This window comes from Streptomyces sp. NPDC044044, from assembly GCF_056434405.1.
Map to the genome: position 1 here is coordinate 204330 of NZ_JBWKFG010000005.1, position 19603 is coordinate 223932.

Genomic DNA, 19603 nt, shown 5'->3' on the forward strand with positions numbered 1-19603 from the left:
CAAGGAGGCGAACCCACTTTGAGTACGGGATCCGGAGCAGACTCCGCCCCCGCACCAACCGCCCTCGACAAGTCCCCCGCCGCCAAGTCGTCGATGTTCAGCTCGCTGAAGATCCGCAACTACCGGCTCTTCGCCTCCGGCGCCGTTGTCTCCAACACCGGCACATGGATGGCGCGCATCACCCAGGACTGGCTGGTCCTGAGCCTCACGGGATCCTCGGCCGCGGTCGGCATCACCACCGCGATGCAGTTCCTGCCGATGCTCCTGTTCGGCCTGTACGGCGGCGTCATCGCCGACCGCTTCGCCAAGCGCAAGCTGCTCTTCTGCACCCAGGGCGCGATGAGCATCAGCGGCCTGTTCCTCGCCACGCTCACCCTGACCGGCAACGTCCAGGTCTGGCACGTCTACCTCGCGGCCTTCTTCACGGGCCTCGTCACGGTCGTCGACAACCCGACCCGGCAGTCCTTCGTGTCCGAGATGGTGGGACCCGACCAGGTCCGCAACGCCGTCTCGCTGAACTCGGCGAACTTCCAGTCCGCGCGCCTCATCGGCCCCGCCGTGGCGAGTGGTCTCACCGCCGCAGTCGGCCCCGGCTGGGCGTTCCTCGCCAACGGTCTGTCCTTCCTCGCGCCGCTCACCGGCCTGCTCCTGATGCGCACGAGCGAGCTGCACCACACCCCGCGCAAGCCGCGCGGCAAGGGACAGCTGAGGGAAGGCCTGAACTACGTCTCCAAGCACCCCGAGCTGATCTGGCCGATCGTCCTCGTCGGCTTCATCGGCACCTTCGGGTTCAACTTCCCGATCTGGCTGAGCGCCTTCGCGGACGACATCTTCCACGGCGGCGTGGGGATGTACGGGCTCTTCAACACCCTGATGGCGATCGGCTCCCTGGCCGGGGCACTGCTCGCCGCGCGCCGTGGCACCTCGCGTCTGCGGCTGCTCGCCGGGGCCGCGATCGCCTTCGGTGTGCTGCAGATCGTGGCCGCGTTCGCGCCCGAGCTGTGGATGTTCGTCGCCCTGATCGTCCCGATCGGCATCCTCGGCCTGACGGTGAACGTCACCGCCAACTCCTCGGTCCAGATGGCCACGGACCCGGAGATGCGCGGTCGCGTCATGTCGCTCTTCATGATGGTGTTCACCGGCGGTACGCCGCTGGGCGGACCGCTCTTCGGCTGGCTCGCCGACGCGTACGGAGTGCGCCTCAGCATGGCCGCCGGTGGCCTCATATGCGCCGTGGCCGCGGTCGGCGTCGGCCTGATGCTGGCCCGCGCCGCGAACCTGCGGCTGAAGGTGGATCTGCGGCGCGGGCAGCAGCACGTGCAGTTCGTGCCGCGGGAGCAGCTGGCGACGGCGGCGTGAGCCCCCGGTGGGGTCACACTCGGCGGGCCAGGATCTGGCCCGGCCAGGTGCCGTCCTGCTCGACGAAGGCCTCGGTCCGCGTGAAGCCGTTGCGCTCGTAGAACGCGACGAGCTTGCCGTCACCGCCCGCGTAGCAGTCGACCCGGAGCAGGGAGATCCCCTGGCTCCGGGTTTCTGCTGCCGCGTGCGCGAGGAGGGCGGCGCCCGCGCCGGAGCCGTACCGGGCGGTCAAGAGATGGATGTACTGCTCCGGCTCGTCCACCGGCGCGATGTACGACCCCGGCCCGTCGGTGAGGGTGAGCGTGCCGACCGGCTCCCCGTCGATCTCCGCGATCCAGGCGGAGCCGGTGGTGAGGTACTTCTCGACCAGGGCGACGGTCTTGGGCCGCGTCGACCAGGGCTGATCGCCCCACTGCCCGGTGCGCCCCTGCGAGACGAGCCAGGCGACGGCGTCGTCGAAGAGGGCGAGGACGGTGGGGATGTCGTCGGGGCCGGCGGGGCGGATGGTTATGTGATCCATGCGGTCATCCTCGCCCAGGGTCTTTCGGCCCGTCCGGCGTTTGAGGACGAACTCGGCGGAGCCGGTGATGACGGCCACCGAGGCTCCCGCGCCGAGCGGGTTCGTGGGAAGGGGCGGGGTTGGGGAGAGGGACCGCCGGAGGTGAGACTCACCGCATGAGACTTTTCGCGGCGGTGCTGCCGCCGGATGCCGCAGCGGACGAACTGGCCCACGCAGTGGACAAGTTGAAGCCCCTGCCGGGCGCCGAAGACCTCCGCTGGACGCTCCGCGAGAGCTGGCACTTCACGCTCGCCTTCATGTCCGAGGTACCGGACGAGACGCTGCCGGAGCTCTCCACCCGCCTGGAGCGGGCCGCGCACCGCACCGCTGCCTTCCCCCTCTCCCTCCGGGGCTCGGGCCACTTCGGCGACCGAGCCCTGTGGGCCGGGGCGGCGGGCGGCGTGGACACCCTGCGCCTCCTCGCCCAGCGGGCGGACGCCGCGGCCCGCAAGTCCGGCATCACCATGGAGGAGCACCGCCACTACCGCCCGCACCTGACGCTGGCCCGAGGCCACGGGGAGCCGTCCCTGCGCCCGTACGTCGACGCCCTCGCGGACTTCGCGGGCGAGGAGTGGACCGTGGCCGAGCTGACCCTCGTACGAAGCAATCTGCCGAGGAGCGGAGTGCCGGGGGAGCGGCCCCGCTATGAGGTGGTCGGTCGATGGCCGCTGGGCGGAGCCGGTTAACCTCGACTACGTGGACCCGAAAACCAGGAACCGGATCATGGCCGGTGTGCTCGTAGTGATGTTCGTCGTGGTGGCCGTGGCGGCCGCGGTCGGCCAGTGAGGCGATGACCGCGGCCGCGTAGAGCCGCTGCCGTGACGGCGGTCGCGTAGAGCCGCTGCCGTCAGCTGCCGCCGCCCGCTACCAGGCGAAGGACTCCGGCGAGGGGCCCGGCCCCGGGAAGATCTCGTCCAGGGCGCCGAGCAGCTCGTCCGAGAGGTCGAGCTCGACCGCGCGCAGAGCGCTGGTGAGCTGCTCCGATGTGCGCGGACCGACGATCGGCCCGGTGATGCCGGGCCGGGTGAGCAGCCAGGCGAGCGCCACTTCGCCCGGCTCGAGGCCGTGCTTGTCGAGCAGGTCCTCGTACGCCTGGACCTGCGCGCGCACCTCGGGCTTGGCGAGCTCGGACGCGGCCCGGCCGCTGGTGCGCCGTGAGCCCTCGCCCTCCTTCTTGAGCACGCCGCCGAGCAGTCCGCTGTGCAGCGGCGACCACGGGATGACGCCGAGGCCGTAGTCCTGGGCGGCCGGGATCACCTCCATCTCGGCGCTGCGCTCGGCGAGGTTGTAGAGGCACTGCTCGCTGACGAGGCCGTAGCTGCCGCGGCGCTTGGCGATCTCGTTGGCCTGGGCGATCTTGTACCCGGGGAAGTTCGATGAACCCGCGTAGAGGATTTTGCCCTGCGTGATGAGAGTGTCGATGGCCTGCCAGATCTCCTCGAAGGGAGTGCGGCGGTCGATGTGGTGGAACTGGTAGATGTCTATGTAGTCGGTCTGCAGCCGCTTGAGCGAAGCCTCCACGGAGCGGCGGATGTTGACCGCCGAGAGCAGATCGTGGTTGGGCCAGGCAGGCTTCCCGTCGAGGGCCATGTTCCCGTACATCTTGGTGGCGAGCACGACCTTGTCGCGCCGCTCGCCGCCCTGCGTGAACCAGGTGCCGATGATCTCCTCGGTGCGGCCCTTGTTCTCGTCCCACCCGTAGACATTGGCTGTGTCGAAGTAGTTGATGCCCGCGTCGAGCGCGGCGTCCATGATCGTGTGGCTGTCGGGCTCGTTCGTCAGCGGCCCGAAGTTCATGGTCCCGAGCGCGAGTCGGCTGACCTTGAGTCCTGTGCGTCCCAGCTGCGTGTACTTCATGGTTGCCCAGCCAACGACTTGGAGTGGGCTCTATGCAAGGGGGTTGGGGACGGCCCAGGTCAATCGCGGGGGAAATCGTCGGCCATGGCGATCCTGTCGGTCTCTACGACGGTCATCGTGGCGCTCCTCCCCGGCCGTCCCCGGTCGAGTGCGGCCGCGCAGTGCAACGATACGCACGGAGGCGAGGTCACGAGCCGCCCAGCCAGCCCGCCGCGTCCAGGCGGAACGCGTCCGGCGGTACGACCGTGCGCAGGTCTTCCTCCATCGCGTGCAGGCGCCGCGCGCCCAGTTGCCTCGACCACTCCGCGTGCAGTTCCTCGAAGATCGCCGCCGAGCGGCGCAGCGCGTCGATGCCGTGCGGGGTGAGGCGGATCAGCTTGCGGCGGGCGTCCGCCGGGTCGTCGGTGCGTTCCGCGTAGCCGAGGGTGATGAGGCGGTCGATCGTCTTGCCCGCGGCCTGCTTGGAGACGCCGAGGCGGCGGCCGACCTCGCTGGCGCTCGCGCCCTGTAGGCCGATGGCCTGCATCGCGAAGCCGTGGGCCGGGCGTGCGTCGGGGTGGCCCTGGCGGGCCAGCTCGGCGTGGAGCCGGTCGATGAGGGTGCGGAACCCGGCGAAGAGGAGGAGCGGCAGCTCGTAGCCGCGCCCGTCGGGATCCGGTTCCTCGCGCCCCTTCTCCGACGCCTCCGACGGAACACCCTTGCGGGGATCGACAACCTGGTTTACCTTTTTTTCGTCAACCACGTTGTCCATCGTAGGGGGTACGTCTTGTTCGCCGAGCACACCGTGGAAACCGCGCCCGCGGAGTCCCGCGCCGCGATGGAGCGCACGGCCGCCGCCTTCGGGAAGACGCCCGGTGCGGTGGCGCGGCTCGCCGAGTCGCCCGAACTGCTCAACGGCTTCCTGGAGTTGAGCGCGTCCTTCGAGCGGACGACGCTGGAGCCGGTGGCCCGCGAGACCGTCGTCATGACCGTGGCCGTACGCAACGACTGCCACATCTGCGTGACCATGCACACCGCCAAGCTGCGGAAGCTGGGTGCGGACACCGAGGTGATCGCCGCGTTGCGCGAGGGGCGGGCACTGGGCGATGAACGACTGGAGGCGGTACGGCAGTTCACGCTGGAGGTGCTCGCCACCGCGGGCGGCGTCGGTGACGAGGAGCTGAAGAGGTTCCTTGCGGCGGGCCACACGGAGCGCAATGCCCTGGAGGTCGTGATGGGGATCGGTACGTACACGATGTCGACGCTGGCGAACCGGCTGACGCGCGCCACGTGAGGCCGCCCTCCCGCCCCGGTCGGGCGGACGGCGCCCTCACCTCCGGTACATGACCCGCCGCAGCGCCACCTCCACCGGCCCCCGCCGCCCCGCCCGCTCCATCGCGTACGCCCCGGCCACCGTCACCAGCCACACCGCCACCGCGAACAGCGCCATGGTCGCGCTCGTCAGATGTTCGCCGAGGCCGAGGCCCCAGGCGGCGAGGACCGGGGCGAAGAGCAGGGAGTGGGCGAGGTAGCAGGAGAGGGAGCGCTTGCCGACGGCGGAGACGGCCGCGACCGCTCTCGATCCCCTGCGGGACGCGCGCCGCGTCCACCAGTGGACGAACAACGCCACAGCCGCCACGTATCCGAGGCCCGCCGCGTTCCCCGTGACATCCCGCAGCAGGGTCAGGACCCCGCCCTCGCTCTGCGCGTCGTCAGGGACGGTGATCGCGCCGACGTGGGCAAGCGCCGCGGGCAGCGCGCCCAGCCACCCCACCGTGATGCCGATCGCGGCGGTCCACCGCAGGAGGGGCAAGTGACGCCCAGGCTCCTCCAGCACACGCTTGCGCGCCGCCCAGAAGCCGAGCAGGAAGATCACGTACACGCCGCCCACCAGCGACAGCGGAGCCGCCGCGAAGGTGACGAACAGGCCGCTCGTGAAGCGGGTCCCCGCCGCCGTCAGCCAGTTCCCCTCGCCCGCCGCGTACGCGTCCGCTCCCGGATCCGCGCCCGCGTCGCCCATCGTGCCCAACTCGCCCGACAGCAGGGCGGATACGACGGGCTCGGCGGCGAGCAGCAGGAGCTGGGCGGTGGCGATCCAGATCCACCACTTCAGCGCGCGGTCGCCGCGCCGCAGGAAGAGCCAGCCAAGGGCGAGGCTGATGATTCCGTAGAAGCCGACGATGTCCCCCGCCATCAGCAGTGTGGCGTGCAGAAGCCCGATGACGATCAGGCAGAGACTGCGCCGGCGCAGCAGCCGCACGGCCTCGCGCTCCGAGGTCCCTGCGGCCGTCTGCCGCAGGAAGAGCTGCATCATCCCGTACCCGAAGAGGAACGCGAAGAGCGGATAGATGCGCAGGTCAAGGACGGTGATCATAGTGAACTGCACGGCATGGTCGACCCACCCGCCGTCCACCGGCTGCCACCCGGACGGCCCGTGCCGGGCCGCCGTCAGGTGGAACGCGGTGTTGGACAGCACGATGAACAGCAGCATGAGACCGCGCGCGAGATCGGGCGCGAGAGCCCGCTCGCCGGGGAGAACGCCCGTACGTCGGGGCAGGGTCCGCGCGGAACCGGGTGGGGCTTCGTCAGTGCTCTCGACCGTCATGCCTGAACGCTAGGAAGACGGCCCCGGGGCGGACATCCGTCTTCCGGCTGCCCGCGGCGGCCGAAGGGATACGGTCCACGTCCCTGTCGCGCGACTTAAGGACGGCGCGAGGACGGCGCGAGGACGCCGCGAGTCCGCCGTGTCATGGGCGTCGTCAGTCCGCCGATCGCAGCAGATACGCCACCGCGGCGCCGACGCCGAGGATGGCGCACGCGCCGACGGAGACGGACCGGGCGGTGTCGCCGAAGCCGAGCAGGACGGCGAGGCCGAAGCCGACGGCGATGCCGATGATGGTGAAACCCGTGTAGGTCCAGACGACTCGCTGAAGCCTGCGCTCCTGGTGATTCATGCGGGCGATCATGCCGTATCGCCGTACGGCGCCGCCCCGTTGGGGAATCACTGTGCGGCGCCGCCCCGTTGGGGAGATGTTGGCGCCCTCCGTGATGATGCCGTTCATGACCAAGAAGAAGATCGTCCGTTCCCTCGGGGTCGTCGCCGCCGCCGCGGGTCTCGTGGCGTTGAGCAATCCGGCGTATGCCGCGGGGGATGTCTACAAGGGCACCGGCTGGCGGATCCTGACCGGGCAGGGGATCCAGTCGCTCAGCCCCGATCCGTATGTCATCAAGATCGTGAAGCCCACCGCCTCCAGCAAGCTGACGGCCGCTCAGAAGAAGACCGCCGAGTCCCAGCTGCGCGCGCAGCTGAAGAAGAGCGCCGCCCAGCTGACCTCGGTCACGGGGACCAAGTTCACGGTGGCCGCCGGATATCAGAAGGAGGTGACGGCCTGTTCCACCGCGGAGCGGCACGTCATCGCCGTCGGCATGAAGTACCGGCCCTTCATGCCCGGCAACAAGCCCGGCACGTCCCAGGCCCACCCCTGCACGGCCAGCGGCAACAAGAGCGCCTGGGGCGGGTGGATATGGATGGACAGCGAGTACTGGAACGGTTCGTGGTACATCGACCAGTACCGCCTCAAGAACCTCATCAGCCATGAGCTCGGGCACTCGATCGGACTCGACCATGCCAACGTGGACGGCCCGGACGCCAACAACACCGCCGACCGCTACGAGTGCGTCACCAACAGCAGCAAGGACCTGCCGGTGCTGTGCTCCCCCAACGGCGGCCACGCCATGGGCAAGGGCGGCAGCGTCACCCGCGGCAAGAAGTACGCCGGGCAGTACACGAAGTGGGACATCGCCGGGCTCAAGGCCCTGAAGGCCAACTTCAGCCGGTAGCCGTCAGCTCGTTCAGGGGCGAGGGCGAGGGCGAGGGCGAGGGCGGGGGCGGGAGCGGGGCCGAGAGCGGGAGCTGGAGCTGGGGTTTCGGGGCGTACGGTGCTCCGAGGCCCCACGCCTGGTGCATCGCGTCCGCGAACGCCGCCGCCAGCTTGTGCTCGCCGCTCTCGCCCGGGTGCGTCCCGTCGTACGTGTCGACGTCGATGTCGTACGACGGCGGCGTCGAGGCCAGGAGCAGCGGCGACGCGCCCGTGTCCAGGTCCGCCACCGCCTTGGCGAGGAGCACGTTGAAGCGCGACACCTCCGCCGCGAACGGGGCGTCCGTCCGGGCCCGTATGTTCGGGATCACCGGGAGCATGACGAGGCGGATGCGGGGGTTCGCCGAGCGGGCCTGAGCCACGAAGCGGCGCACGTTCTGCGCCGTCTGTTCCGCGTTCGTGTAGAAGCCCAGGTCGATCAGGCCGAGCGAGATCAGCAGGATGTCGGCGCCGTCCCGCCGCACCGCGTCCGCGATCTGCGGCGCCATGTGCAGCCAGCCCTCGCCCCAGCCAGCGAAGTGGTGGCGAGGGAAGGCCGGGTCCGTGCAGGCGTAGTCGTACGAGACCGGCTCGCCGGAGACCTTGTCGTGCAGCGCCCTGCGCGGGCCGACCACGGCGAAATCCGTGTCGGCGAGCGACGTCAGCAAGTGCTGCCACATCCGGTGGCGCCAGGTGTGTTCCCCCGCGCTGCCGATCGTCATCGAGTCACCGACGAACATGAACCTGAGCATCCGCTCATCATCCCGGATCAAGGCCCCGGCCTGCGATGTGAGGCTGAACACCCGCCGAACGTCCGGCCCCCGCCGCCGGGGTGGCAGGCTTGGCCCATGCGTTCACTGCGTTCTTCGATGGGTGCCGTCGGTGCCGGAGCCCTGCTCGTCCTCGCCGGCGCCACCGGTCCTGCCGCCGCCGACGGCGACAGCCACGACGGGTTCGTCATCAAGGACCCCCGCATCATCGAGTCCAGCGGCCTGGCCGCGTCCCGGGCCCACCCGGGCGTCTACTGGACGCACAACGACCAGGACAAGAACGGTGCGCTGCTCTACGCGGTGGACGGCAGGACGGGCAAGACCGTCGCCACCATCACCATGACCGGCGTCGGCACGCCCCGCGACGTGGAGGCCGTCTCCGTGGGCAGCGACGGCAACATCTACGTCGGCGACATCGGCGACAACCTCGGCGGCACGTGGTCCCACGTGTGGATCTACAAGCTGCCCGAGCCGAAGAAGCTGGGCGACCGGACCGTCCGCGCCACCCAGTACACGGTGAAGTACGCGGACGGGGCGCGCGACGCCGAGGCGCTGATGGTGCACCCCAAGACCGGGCGGATCTACATCGCCGACAAGAAGGAGGAGGGCGGCGGGCTCTACGAAGGGCCCGCGCAGATGTCCGCCTCCGGGGTCAACGTCTTCAAGCGTCTTGGCGACACCGGGCTCTGGACCACGGACGGCGCCTTCTCGCCCGACGGGAAGCAGCTCGCGCTGCGCGGCTACCTCGGCGGGGTCTCGTACACGTGGAAGGGCGAGGGGAAGAAGCCCGAGCGCGAGGGACGGCTGAGCGTTCCGCTCCAGCGGCAGGGCGAGTCCGTGACGTACACCTTGGACGGGACGACCCTCATGTACGGCACCGAGGGCGGGCAGAGCGACGTCGAGCCCGTCGAGGTCGAGGGGGCGGGCGGCTCCGACTCGGGTTCCAGTGGCGGCAGTTCAGGTGAGGCGGGGGCCGGAGGGGACTCCGGGGTCGGCGGCGGCGTCAAGCTGGGCGCGATCGCCCTCGCCGTGCTCGTCGGCTTCTTCGGGCTGAAGCGGATGTTCCGGCGGAAGTGAGGTGACGGGGCCGCGGGTCGCTCGGGCGGCTCCGGCCTGAGCCGTGTCATGCCTTCCGCGCGCCGGGTCCCTTCGCCTCGCGCCCTGCCACCAGGACGTCAAGGCCGTCGAGCAGGCGCTGAAGTCCGAACTCGAAATGGTCGAACTGTGAGCCGAACGCGTCGTCGGAGAGACCGGCGAGGTGGGGGTAGCGGCCGCTCTTCATGATCCGTTCGAGGGTCGGGTACTGCGCCTCCCAGAACGCCGTCTCCGTGAGGCCGCTCTTCTTCACCGCCTCCACCTCGTGCACCTGGGTGCGGGCGACCCCGGTGACGTACCCCTCGACCATGACGATCACGCCGATCAGTTCGGGGTCGGTCAGGCCCATGGACCTGATCCCGGACAGGGTCCGCTCAAGGCCGCCGACCGAGCCGGGGCCGAGCACCGGGCGGGCCTGGTTGACCTGGAGCAGCCAGGGGTGGTCGCGGTAGAGGACGAGCGTCTCGCGGGCGTACGCCTCCACGGCCTCGCGCCAGCCGCCGCCGGGAGGCCCGGCGTCGGCGTCGGCGGACGGGGTGTACACGCGGTCCAGCATCAGGTCGAGCAGCTCGCCCTTGCCGGGGACGTAGCGGTACAGGGACATCGTGCCGGTGCCGAGCTCCGTGGACAGGCGGCGCATCGAGACCGCCGTGAGCCCCTCGGCGTCCGCGATGCGCACCCCCTCCGTGACGATCCGGTCCAGGGTGAGTCCGGGCTTGGGGCCCCGCGTGGGGCGTTCGCCCTCGCCCCAGAGCAGTTCGAGGCTGCGGGAGATGTCGCTGCCGGTGCGCTGGGTGTCGCCGCCGTTCGTGCTCGTCATGGCGCTCAGCCTAATCGTCGGACCACCTATTGGGTACACCGTACCCAAGAAACTGAGTACGGTGTACTCTTCATTGGGTACGGTGTACCCAGAGGGTGAGATCTGGAGGGGCAGTGAGCGAGAACGAATACGCGGTGCGGGCCGAGGGGCTCGACAAGCGCTACGGGGACAAGCGGGCCCTGGACGCCTTCGATCTGCGCGTGGAGCGCGGCACGGTGCACGGCCTTCTCGGCCCGAACGGCGCGGGCAAGACCACCGCCGTACGCATCCTCGCGACGCTGGTGCGCCTCGACGGCGGCCGGGCCGAGGTCGCGGGCGCGGACGTCGTGCGCAGCCCCGCCGTCGTGCGCGGCCGCATCGGCCTCACCGGCCAGTACGCGGCCGTCGACGAGGTGCTCACCGGGCGGCAGAACCTGGAGATGTTCGGCCGCCTCTTCCACCTGGGCGGAAAGCGGGCCGCACTGCGCGCCCAGGAGCTCCTTGAGCAGTTCGACCTGGTGGACGCGGCAGGCAAGGGCGCGGGCCAGTACAGCGGCGGCATGCGGCGCAGGCTCGACCTCGCCGCGTCGATGATCCTCGCGCCCGCCGTCCTCTTCCTGGACGAGCCGACCACCGGGCTCGACCCGCGGGGCCGCCTCGAAGTCTGGGAGACCGTACGGAAGTTGGTCGCGGACGGCACGACCGTCCTGCTCACCACGCAGTATCTGGAGGAGGCCGACAAGCTGGCGTCCCGGATCACCGTCATCGACCGGGGCTGCGCCATCGCCGACGACACCCCGGACGGCCTGAAGAACACGGTGGGCGGCAGCTATCTGGAGGTCGTGGTGCGCGAGGCCGCCGATCTGCCGGCGGCCATGAAGGCCGTCGCCCGCGTCGCGGATGGCGTGCCCGAGGCCGTCGACCTGGAGCGGCGCGTCCAGGCCGCCGTGACCGACCGGGTCGGCGCCCTGACGGACGTGGCGCGGACCCTGCAGGACCAGGGGATCGCGGTGGAGGACATCGGCCTTCGCAGACCCAGCCTCGACGACGTGTTCCTGCGCCTCACGGGACACCGCACGGAGGACGAGGAAGACGCGACCGCTCCCGCGGAAGCCGCCGCCGGAATCGACGAGAAGACGGGAGTCGCGGCATGAGCGCCGTACTGACCGCGGACGCCACGGACGCCACGGACACGCACCCCGCCCACGGACGCCTCTACTGGGCGCTCTCCGACACCTGGAACGTCACCCGCCGCTACCTCACCCAGTTCCAGCGCCAGCCCGTCAACATCGCCTGGCAGCTGGGCTTCCCGATCATCTCCGTGCTTCTGTACGGGTTCGTCTTCGGCGAGGCGATGAAGGTGCCCGGCGGGGGCGACGACGGCGACTACAAGCAGTTCCTGATGCCCGGCATGTTCGTGATGACCATGGCCTTCGGCTTCATGAACACCGCGATGGCGGTGGTCACGGACTCCACCAAGGGCGTCATCGACCGCTTCCGCTCGATGCCGATGGCCCCGTCGGCGGTGGCGGCGGGGCGCGGCCTCGCCGACCTGATCGTGGCCTGCGCCGAGCTGACGATCCTCGCGCTCACCGCGCTCGCGATCGGCTGGCGGTCGAGCGCCGGGCTGCCGGAGACCCTGGCCGCCTTCGGCCTGCTGCTGCTCCTGCGGTTCAGCCTGATCTGGGTGGGCGTGTTCCTGGGCCTCGTGGTGCCGACCCCGGAGGCCGCGGGCGGGCTCTACGCGGTCGCCTTCCCCCTCACCATGATCTCCAGCGTCTTCGTCGCGCCGTCCCTGATGCCGGACTGGCTCGCTCCGATCGCCGCCTGGAACCCGGTCTCCTCCACGGGCACGGCGGCCCGCGAGCTGTTCGGCAACCCCGGGGCGGGCGGGGCGAGCTGGGTCGAGCAGAACGCGGTGCTGATGGCGGTGGTGTGGCCGGTGGCGATCTCGCTGCTGTTCCTGCCGCTCGCGGTACGGAAGTTCAAGCAGCTGAGCCGCTGAGGACTGGCGGGGGCGAGCGCCCCGAAGGGGCGCGGGGAACTGCGCGCCCAGCCACGACGCACCCGCAGGTGAGGACTGAGCTTCGGCTACGCGAAGGGGGCGCCCGGCAGGTCTCACCTGCCGGGCGCCCCCTTCGCGTAGGAACTGCTAGAGCTTGTCGATCACGTAGTCGATGCACTTGGTGAGCGCCTCGACGTCCGCCGGGTCGATCGCCGGGAACATCGCCACGCGCAGCTGATTGCGGCCCAGCTTGCGGTACGGCTCGGTGTCGACGACCCCGTTGGCCCGCAGAGCCTTCGCCACCGCGGCGGCGTCGATCTCGTCCGCGAAGTCGATCGTGCCGATGACCTGCGAGCGCTTGGCCGGGTCCGTGACGAAGGGCGTCGCGTACTTGGACTCCTCGGCCCACCCGTACAGGGTGCGCGAGGAGGCGGCCGTGCGGCCGGTCGTGAAGTCCAGGCCGCCCTGGCTGTTCATCCAGTCCAGCTGCTCACCGAGCAGGAAGAGCGTGGCGAGCGCCGGGGTGTTGTACGTCTGGTTCTTGCGGGAGTTGTCGATCGCCGTCGGGAGGCTGAAGAACTCCGGGACGTGACGGCCGGACGCGTGGATCCGCTCGGCACGCTCGATCGCGGCCGGGGAGAACGCGGCGATCCACAGACCGCCGTCCGACGCGAAGGACTTCTGCGGGGCGAAGTAGTAGACGTCCGTCTCGGCGATGTCGACCGGGAGGCCGCCCGCACCGGAGGTCGCGTCCACCAGAACGAGGGACCCCGCGTCGGCGCCTGCCACCCGCTTGAGGGGGGCCGCGACGCCGGTCGAGGTCTCGTTGTGCGTGAACGCGTAGACGTCCACGCCCGCCTCGGCCTGCGGCTCCGGGTGCGTGCCCGGCTCACTCGTGATCACGGTGGGCTCGGCGAGCCACGGGGCGAGCTTCGAGGCCTTGGCGAACTTGGAGGAGAACTCGCCGAAGCTGAGGTGCTGCGACTTGTTCTCGATGAGGCCGTGCGTCGCGACGTCCCAGAAGGCGGTGGAGCCGCCGTTGCCCAGGATCACCTCGTACCCCTCGGGGAGGGAGAAGAGGTCGCGCACACCCTCGCGCACCTTGCCGACCAGGTTCTTGACCGGGGCCTGGCGATGGGAGGTGCCGAGCAGGGAGGTACCGGTGGCGGCGAGCGCGTCCAGCGCCTCCGTGCGCACCTTGGAGGGGCCCGCGCCGAAACGTCCGTCGGCGGGCTTGATGTCAGCGGGAATCTGGATCTCAGCCACGGGAGGAGCCTAACGGCTCAGGACGGGCCGTCATCCGGGCGTCCGGCGGCTGAGATCGCGCCGCACCACAGGGTGGACGCCGCGAGGGCCCAGGCTCAGGCTCAGGTGCCGAGCCGCACCGGCAGCTCGTACAGGTCGTGCAGGTCGTTCCGCGTCGGGCGTTTGACTGCGGCGGGTGAGGGCCTTGGCGGATGCATCCTGAGGGCATGGATATGGGCATGAGCGATCTCGGAGGCGTGGAAGCGGAATTGCGGGCTGCTGTGCGGGGGGAGGTGGACTTCTCCGTCACCGCGCGGGCCCTGAACACCATGGACGCGTCCAACTACCGTCGCGTGCCGCTCGGCGTCCTCGCCCCGCGCGACGCGGACGACGTGGCGGCGGCGCTCGCCGTGTGCCGGGAGCGCGGGGTGCCCGTCGTGGCCCGCGGCGCCGGTACGTCCATCGCCGGGCAGGCGACCGGCACGGGGCTCGTCCTCGACTTCACCCGGCACATGAACCGGATCGTGTCCCTCGACGCGGAGTCGCGGACCGCGGTCGTACAGCCGGGCGTGATCTGCGACAGCCTGCGGGGCGCGGCGGCCCCGCACGGCCTGACCTTCGGCCCCGACCCCTCCACCCACAACCGCTGCACCCTGGGCGGAATGATCGGCAACAACTCCTGCGGATCGCACTCGGTCGCCTGGGGCACGACCGCCGACAACGTCGCCTCGCTCTCGGTCGTGAGCGGCGCGGGCGCACGGCTGGCTCTCGGCCAGGGCTGGGCCGGGGCGCCGGAAGGGCTGCGCCCGCTGGTGGAGGGCGAGTTGGAGCTCCTGCGCACCGGCTTCCCGGAGCTTCCGCGGCGTATCTCCGGCTACGCCCTCGACGCGCTGCTGCCCGAGCGGGACGTGGACCTGGCGCGCGCGTTCTGCGGGTCGGAGGGCACGCTGGGCGTGGTGACGGAGGCGGTCGTACGCCTCGTCGACGCGCCACGCGCGCGTGCGCTCGCGGTCCTCGGGTACGCCGACGAGAGCGCGGCGGCGGAGGCCGCGGCCGGACTCCTTCCGCACGGCCCGCTGACGGTGGAGGGGATGGCGGCCGACCTCGTACGGGGGACGAGCGGGCTGCCCAAGGGCGGCGCCTGGCTGTTCGTGGAGACGGGCGGCGCGAGCGAGGGCGAGGCACGCGCGCGTGCGGAGTCGATCGCGCGGGCGGCCTCCGGGGACACGGTGGACGCCGTGGTCGTGACCGACCCGGCGGGGCAGCGCGCGCTGTGGCGGGTGCGCGAGGACGCAAGCGGGACGGCGACGCGGATGCCGGACGGCAGCGAGGCGTGGCCGGGCTGGGAGGACTGCGCGGTGCCGCCCGCGCGGCTCGGGGCGTATCTGCGGGACTTCAGGGGGCTGCTCGCCGACCACGGCCTGCGCGGGACTCCGTACGGGCACTTCGGGGACGGCTGCATCCACGTACGCATCGACTTCGACCTGATGAGCGAGGTGGGAGTGCGGCGATTCCGGCGCTTCTCGGAGGAGCTTGCGGAGGTCGTGGTCGCGCACGGGGGTTCGCTGTCGGGCGAGCACGGGGACGGCCAGGCGCGGGCGGAACTGCTGCCGAAGATGTACGGGGCCGATCTCATCCGGCTGTTCGAGCGGGTGAAGGGGGTGTGGGACCCGGCGGACCTGCTGAATCCGGGGATGCTGGTGCGGCCTGCGCCGCTGGACACGAACCTGCGGTTCGACCCGCTGCCGCGCAAGCCGGTGGACGTGGCCTTCGGCTACCCCCATGACGGCGGGGACTTCTCGGCGGCGGTGCGGCGGTGTGTGGGGGTCGCCAAGTGCCGTACGACTGCGCCTGCTTCGGGCGGCGGGGTGATGTGCCCGTCCTTCCGGGCGACGGGCGAGGAGCAGCACTCCACGCGGGGCCGGGCCCGGCTCCTGCACGAGATGCTCGCGGGGGAGGTGGTGACGGACGGGTGGCGTTCGGAGGAGGTGCGGGACGCGCTCGACCTGTGCCTGTCCTGCAAGGGCTGCCGGTCGGACTGTCCGGTGGGCGTGGACATGGCCACGTACAAGGCGGAGTTCCTGCACCACCACTACGAGGGCCGCAGGCGCCCCGCGGCGCACTACGCGATGGGCTGGCTGCCGATGTGGCTGCGGCTCGCCTCGCGGACGCGGACGTCGGGGGTGGCCAATGCGCTCGCGCGGGTGGGGGTGTTGGCGTCGCTGGCGAAGCGGGTGGGGGGCATCGCGCCGGAGAGGGAGATTCCGCGGCTGGCGGGGGAGACGTTTCGGGGATGGTTCAGGGGACGGGCGGATTCTTCGGGGGCTTCGGGGGGTCCGGTGGGTCCGGCGGTGGTGCTGTGGCCGGACACGTTCACGGATTATTTGTCGCCGGGTGTGGGGCGGGCGGCCGTGCGGGTCTTGGAGGACGCGGGGCTGCGTCCCGTCGTACCGCCGGGGGATGTGTGCTGCGGGCTGACGTACGTCTCCACGGGCCAGCTCGACCGGGCGCGCGCGGTGATGCGGCGCACGCTGGAGCGGATGGGGCCGCTGCTGGATTCGGGGGCGCTGCTCGTGGTCCTCGAACCGAGCTGTGCGGCGGCGCTGAAGACGGATCTGGTGGAGCTGGTCGGGGCGGGCGCGGGCGGGGACGCGAGGGTGGCTGAGCGGGCGGTCGAACTGGCCGGGCGGGTACGGACGTTCGCGGAGGCCCTGGAGGAACTGGCCCCGGAGTGGTCGCCGCCGCGCATCGACCGGGAGGTGGTGGGCCAGACCCACTGCCACCAGCACGCGGTCCTGGGGGACGGGGCCGAGCGCCGACTGCGCGAGAAGGCGGGCCTGGAGGGCGAGTTGAGCGGGGGCTGCTGCGGGCTCGCGGGGAACTTCGGCTTCGAGGCGGGGCATTACGAGGTGTCGGTGGCGTGCGCGGAGGAGCAGTTGCTGCCGGCGGTACGGGGCTCCGTGCCGGAGGGGCAGGGCGGCCCGGTGGTCCTCGCGGACGGCTTCTCCTGCCGGACGCAGCTGGAGCAGTTGGGGGATGGGGCGCGGGGGAGGCATTTGGCGGAGGTGTTGGCTGAGGGCTTGGGGGAGCGGTGAGGGGGCTCGCGGGGGCGCGGTGGAGGGGCTCGCGGGGCGCGGTGGAGCGGGGGTGGTGTCAGCGCCCTGCGGTGCGGGCGGGCGGGGGGTGGTGTCAGCGCCCTGCGGTGCGGGCGCGTCGCCTCGTCCCCACTCACCCGCCCCTACCCAGTCGGGCATCCCGCCCCTGAGGCGCTGACTGCGGCTGCGGTTTGCGGTCGCTGGCTGCGGCATCGGTGTCCCGGCACGGTGCGGTGCCGCCTCGTCCTCACCCGCCCGCCCCTCCGGTTCGGGCAGCCGGACCGGGCCGCGGTAGCCGCGGGTTGGTGCACCCGCGGCGTGAGGGTGCCCGGTGCCCGAGCTTTGGTGTGCCTGCGGTGCAGTCGGCGCCGGGGCCGCCCGGCTGGTGCGAGGTTGGCGGTTCCGGGACGGGAGTCAAGGGCGCTCCTGCGTCGCGTCGGCTTCGCCGATGACCCTGCGGGCCACCCTTGACACCCGCCCCTTCACCGCGCGTGGACGGCGACCGGGCGGCCCAGGGGTGAGGCTCTACGGACACCCCTGTTCGGGGCGTCCTGCTTCGTTGCCGGGTGCGGACCGGATCTTCCGGGGTGGCCGTCACGGGACGTGGTGCGCGGTCGCTTCGGGGTGGGTGCCGGTTTCGTCAAGCGTCCGGCGACCGGACGGCGAGGGTCGACCGATCCAGGCCGACCTGATGACCATGCCCGCCGCACGCCAGCGCCTGCGCTACGAGATCAGCATCGGATGACCGTGCCGCACCGCGTGCCGCACCCTGGGTGATCGGGTGGCTGCCCGGCTGCCCGGCTGCCCGGGGGCTTCGCTGCTGCGCCCGAGGTGCCGCAGCTCTCCTCCCGCCCCCGGCCCTCCCCGTCATGCCTGCCGCGCATAACCAGCGCTCAATCGGCATTTCACGCGCCCCGCCCCGCCTCGTAGCTTCGGAATGTGGACGTCATTTGCGTACAGCAGTAAAAGGGCTCCACAATCCTGACGTGGTCTACTACCTTGGACGGAGTAGTTCAGGTGAGTGGACTGGCCGAGGTTGAAGAAGTGGAAGGGTTGGCTGTGGACGCGTCGAGGAGTGGGCAGGAGGCCGCACCCGGTGGGCGGTGGGGTGCCCTCGGGCCCGTCGGGCTTGTGCTCGCGGGCGGGGTCTCCGTTCAGTTCGGCGGGGCCATCGCCGTGAGCGTGATGCCCAAGGCCGGGGCCCTCGGCATCGTGACCCTGCGGCTCGCCTTCGCCGCTCTGGTGCTGATGATCTTCTGCCGGCCCAGGGTCCGGGGGCACTCCCGGGCCGACTGGGGGACCGTTGTCGCTTTTGGGGTCGCCATGGCCGGGATGAACGGGCTCTTCTATCAGTCCGTCGCCCGGATTCCCATGGGGCCCGCCGTGACGCTGGAAGTGCTCGGGCCGCTCGCCCTGTCCGTCTTCGCCTCGCGCCGCGCCGTGAACCTGGTGTGGGCCGGGCTCGCCCTCTGTGGCGTCTTTCTGCTGGGGGGTGGCGGCGGCTTCAGCGGGCTCGATCCCGTCGGTGTCGCGTATGCCCTTGGCGCCGGTGTCATGTGGGCCACGTACATCCTCTTCAGTGCCCGTACGGGGCGTCGCTTCCCGCAGGCCGACGGGCTCGCCCTCGCGATGGTCGTCGCGGCCGTCCTCTTCCTGCCGCTCGGCCTCATCGAGTCGGGGGACAAGCTCGTCCGGCCCGAGGTCCTCGCGCTCGGTGCGGCCGTCGCCGTCATGTCCTCCGTGCTGCCGTACACCCTCGAACTGCTCGCCCTGCGCAGGCTTCCCGCCTCCACCTTCGCGATCATGATGAGTCTGGAACCGGCCATCGCGGCCATCGCCGGGTTCCTCGTCCTGAACCAGGCCCTCTCCGTGAACGAGGCCCTGGCGATCTCGCTGGTCATCGCCGCCAGCATGGGTGCCGTCCGGACCCAGGTCGGGCGTGGGAAGGCCCGTAAGCCCGGGGATGTCGTCTCCGGGGCCACTCCGGATGCCGTGCTGCTCCCCGCCGATGGGGCCGCCGGGCACGCCAAGGGCGTTGAGGACGTCGCCGACATCACTGATGCCGAGGAGCCCGTTCCGGAGACGTCCGGAAAGTAATGCAAGCACGCTTGCTTGTTTCTCTGGACGCTGCCATGCTCCGGGGCACACCGCCGTGCCCCGAGGGGAGCGCTCCGTGTCCGAAGCTGTGCCCGTACTCGACGATCTGCGCCGTGAGAGTGAGGAACTCGACCAGCTGGTCGAGGGGTTGAGCGAGAAGCGCTGGGCGCTTCCCACCCCCGCCGACGGCTGGACCGTCGCCCATCAGATCGCCCATCTCGCCTGGACCGACCGGGCCGCGCTCATCGCCGTCACCGACGGCGACGCCTTCGGGCGGCTCGTCGAGGAGGCCCTCGCGGCTCCCGATTCGTTCGTCGACGACGGGGCCGAGGAAGGCGCCGCGCTGCCGCCCGCCGAGTTGCTCTCCCGGTGGCGCGCCGGACGCGATGCCTTGCGGGAAGCCCTGACGGCCGCCCCGCGCGGCACCCGGTTTCCCTGGTACGGGCCGCCCATGTCGGCCACCTCCATGGCGACCGCCCGGCTGATGGAGACCTGGGCCCATGGCCAGGACGTCGCCGACGCCCTGGGTGTGGTGAGGGTGCCGACGGACCGGCTGCGGCACGTGGCCCATATCGGTGTCCGGGCCCGGGACTTCTCGTTCGGCGTACGAGAGCTGACGGCGCCGGAAGCCGCCTTCCGCGTCGAACTGGTGCTTCCCAGTGGGGAGTTGTGGGTCAGCGGGCCTGAGGAAGCCGATCAGCGCGTGACCGGGCCCGCCCTCGACTTCTGTCTCCTCGTCACGCAGCGCGCGCACCGTGACGACCTCGCCGTCCACGCGGAAGGCGCCGACGCCGATCGGTGGCTCGGCATCGCGCAGGCCTTCGCCGGGCCCCCGGGTCCCGGACGGCCAGCCAAGGAGAGCGGGGAGCTGCCGTGACCGGCCAAG

At 71.3% G+C, this 19603-nt stretch carries 18 protein-coding genes; 10 read left to right on the plus strand and 8 right to left on the minus strand.

Features of this window, described 5'->3' with window-relative positions; translation table 11 throughout:
- Positions 1-18 precede the first annotated feature (18 nt).
- Entirely contained in the window at positions 19-1359 is a 1341-nt protein-coding gene (locus AC07AG_RS20555; protein ID WP_361049011.1) for an MFS transporter, read from the plus strand.
- A gap of 13 nt (positions 1360-1372) precedes the next feature.
- Here the strand turns inward: AC07AG_RS20555 and AC07AG_RS20560 are convergent, their stop codons facing one another.
- Complete coding sequence (locus tag AC07AG_RS20560) at positions 1373-1879, minus strand: GNAT family N-acetyltransferase (protein ID WP_478756487.1); 507 nt, start codon at positions 1877-1879, stop codon at positions 1373-1375.
- Positions 1880-2034: 155 nt separating this feature from the next.
- Between AC07AG_RS20560 and thpR the strand changes: the two genes are divergently transcribed.
- Positions 2035-2604 (plus strand): RNA 2',3'-cyclic phosphodiesterase, encoded by a 570-nt coding sequence (gene thpR / locus AC07AG_RS20565; protein ID WP_478756488.1) that lies wholly within the window; start codon positions 2035-2037, stop codon positions 2602-2604.
- 178 nt (positions 2605-2782) lie between these two features.
- Here thpR and AC07AG_RS20570 read toward each other — a convergent pair whose 3' ends face one another.
- Positions 2783-3775 (minus strand): aldo/keto reductase, encoded by a 993-nt coding sequence (locus AC07AG_RS20570; protein WP_478756489.1) that lies wholly within the window; start codon positions 3773-3775, stop codon positions 2783-2785.
- A 187-nt stretch (positions 3776-3962) separates the two neighbouring features.
- Positions 3963-4526, minus strand: a complete 564-nt coding sequence (locus AC07AG_RS20575; RefSeq protein WP_478756490.1) for a MarR family winged helix-turn-helix transcriptional regulator — start codon at positions 4524-4526, stop codon at positions 3963-3965.
- A gap of 15 nt (positions 4527-4541) precedes the next feature.
- Here AC07AG_RS20575 and AC07AG_RS20580 point away from each other — a divergent pair, with 15 nt between their 5' ends.
- Positions 4542-5048, plus strand: a complete 507-nt coding sequence (locus AC07AG_RS20580; RefSeq protein ID WP_478756491.1) for a carboxymuconolactone decarboxylase family protein — start codon at positions 4542-4544, stop codon at positions 5046-5048.
- A gap of 36 nt (positions 5049-5084) precedes the next feature.
- Here AC07AG_RS20580 and AC07AG_RS20585 read toward each other — a convergent pair whose 3' ends face one another.
- Both AC07AG_RS20585 and AC07AG_RS20590 read right to left on the minus strand, forming a co-directional pair.
- Positions 5085-6359 (minus strand): DUF418 domain-containing protein, encoded by a 1275-nt coding sequence (locus tag AC07AG_RS20585; protein ID WP_478756492.1) that lies wholly within the window; start codon positions 6357-6359, stop codon positions 5085-5087.
- 154 nt (positions 6360-6513) lie between these two features.
- Positions 6514-6816 (minus strand): hypothetical protein, encoded by a 303-nt coding sequence (locus AC07AG_RS20590; RefSeq protein WP_478756493.1) that lies wholly within the window; start codon positions 6814-6816, stop codon positions 6514-6516.
- Between AC07AG_RS20590 and AC07AG_RS20595 the strand changes: the two genes are divergently transcribed.
- On the plus strand, positions 6815-7594 hold the full coding sequence (locus AC07AG_RS20595) for a zinc metalloprotease (RefSeq protein ID WP_478756494.1): 780 nt from the start codon (positions 6815-6817) through the stop codon (positions 7592-7594). The two genes, AC07AG_RS20590 and AC07AG_RS20595, sit on opposite strands and share 2 nt — an antisense overlap.
- Here the strand turns inward: AC07AG_RS20595 and AC07AG_RS20600 are convergent.
- Entirely contained in the window at positions 7584-8363 is a 780-nt protein-coding gene (locus AC07AG_RS20600; RefSeq protein WP_478756495.1) for a GDSL-type esterase/lipase family protein, read from the minus strand. The two genes, AC07AG_RS20595 and AC07AG_RS20600, sit on opposite strands and share 11 nt — an antisense overlap.
- A gap of 96 nt (positions 8364-8459) precedes the next feature.
- On the opposite strand from AC07AG_RS20600, the gene AC07AG_RS20605 reads away from it, so the two are divergent.
- Positions 8460-9458: a TolB-like translocation protein gene (locus tag AC07AG_RS20605; RefSeq protein WP_478756496.1), complete on the plus strand. Its 999-nt coding sequence runs from the start codon at positions 8460-8462 to the stop codon at positions 9456-9458.
- A gap of 46 nt (positions 9459-9504) precedes the next feature.
- Here the strand turns inward: AC07AG_RS20605 and AC07AG_RS20610 are convergent, their stop codons facing one another.
- Positions 9505-10296: a TetR/AcrR family transcriptional regulator gene (locus AC07AG_RS20610; protein ID WP_478756497.1), complete on the minus strand. Its 792-nt coding sequence runs from the start codon at positions 10294-10296 to the stop codon at positions 9505-9507.
- Positions 10297-10409: 113 nt separating this feature from the next.
- Between AC07AG_RS20610 and AC07AG_RS20615 the strand changes: the two genes are divergently transcribed.
- Together AC07AG_RS20615 and AC07AG_RS20620 are read left to right on the plus strand one after the other, a co-directional pair.
- Positions 10410-11429: an ATP-binding cassette domain-containing protein gene (locus tag AC07AG_RS20615; protein ID WP_478756498.1), complete on the plus strand. Its 1020-nt coding sequence runs from the start codon at positions 10410-10412 to the stop codon at positions 11427-11429.
- Complete coding sequence (locus AC07AG_RS20620; RefSeq protein ID WP_478756499.1) at positions 11426-12280, plus strand: ABC transporter permease; 855 nt, start codon at positions 11426-11428, stop codon at positions 12278-12280. The genes AC07AG_RS20615 and AC07AG_RS20620 overlap by 4 nt, the downstream gene beginning before the upstream one ends.
- A 147-nt stretch (positions 12281-12427) precedes the next feature.
- Here AC07AG_RS20620 and serC read toward each other — a convergent pair whose 3' ends face one another.
- Entirely contained in the window at positions 12428-13546 is a 1119-nt protein-coding gene (serC, locus tag AC07AG_RS20625) for a phosphoserine transaminase (RefSeq protein ID WP_478756500.1), read from the minus strand.
- 218 nt (positions 13547-13764) lie between these two features.
- Between serC and AC07AG_RS20630 the strand changes: the two genes are divergently transcribed.
- The 3 genes from AC07AG_RS20630 to AC07AG_RS20640 all read left to right on the plus strand — a co-directional run bounded on the left by AC07AG_RS20630 (position 13765) and on the right by AC07AG_RS20640 (position 19594).
- Complete coding sequence (locus AC07AG_RS20630; protein WP_478756501.1) at positions 13765-16620, plus strand: FAD-binding and (Fe-S)-binding domain-containing protein; 2856 nt, start codon at positions 13765-13767, stop codon at positions 16618-16620.
- A gap of 1059 nt (positions 16621-17679) precedes the next feature.
- The gene (locus tag AC07AG_RS20635; protein ID WP_478756502.1) at positions 17680-18717 is read left to right on the plus strand and encodes an EamA family transporter; all 1038 of its coding nucleotides are present in this window, start codon (positions 17680-17682) and stop codon (positions 18715-18717) included.
- Positions 18718-18793: 76 nt separating this feature from the next.
- On the plus strand, positions 18794-19594 hold the full coding sequence (locus AC07AG_RS20640; protein ID WP_478756503.1) for a TIGR03084 family metal-binding protein: 801 nt from the start codon (positions 18794-18796) through the stop codon (positions 19592-19594).
- The last annotated feature ends 9 nt before the right edge of the window (positions 19595-19603 follow it).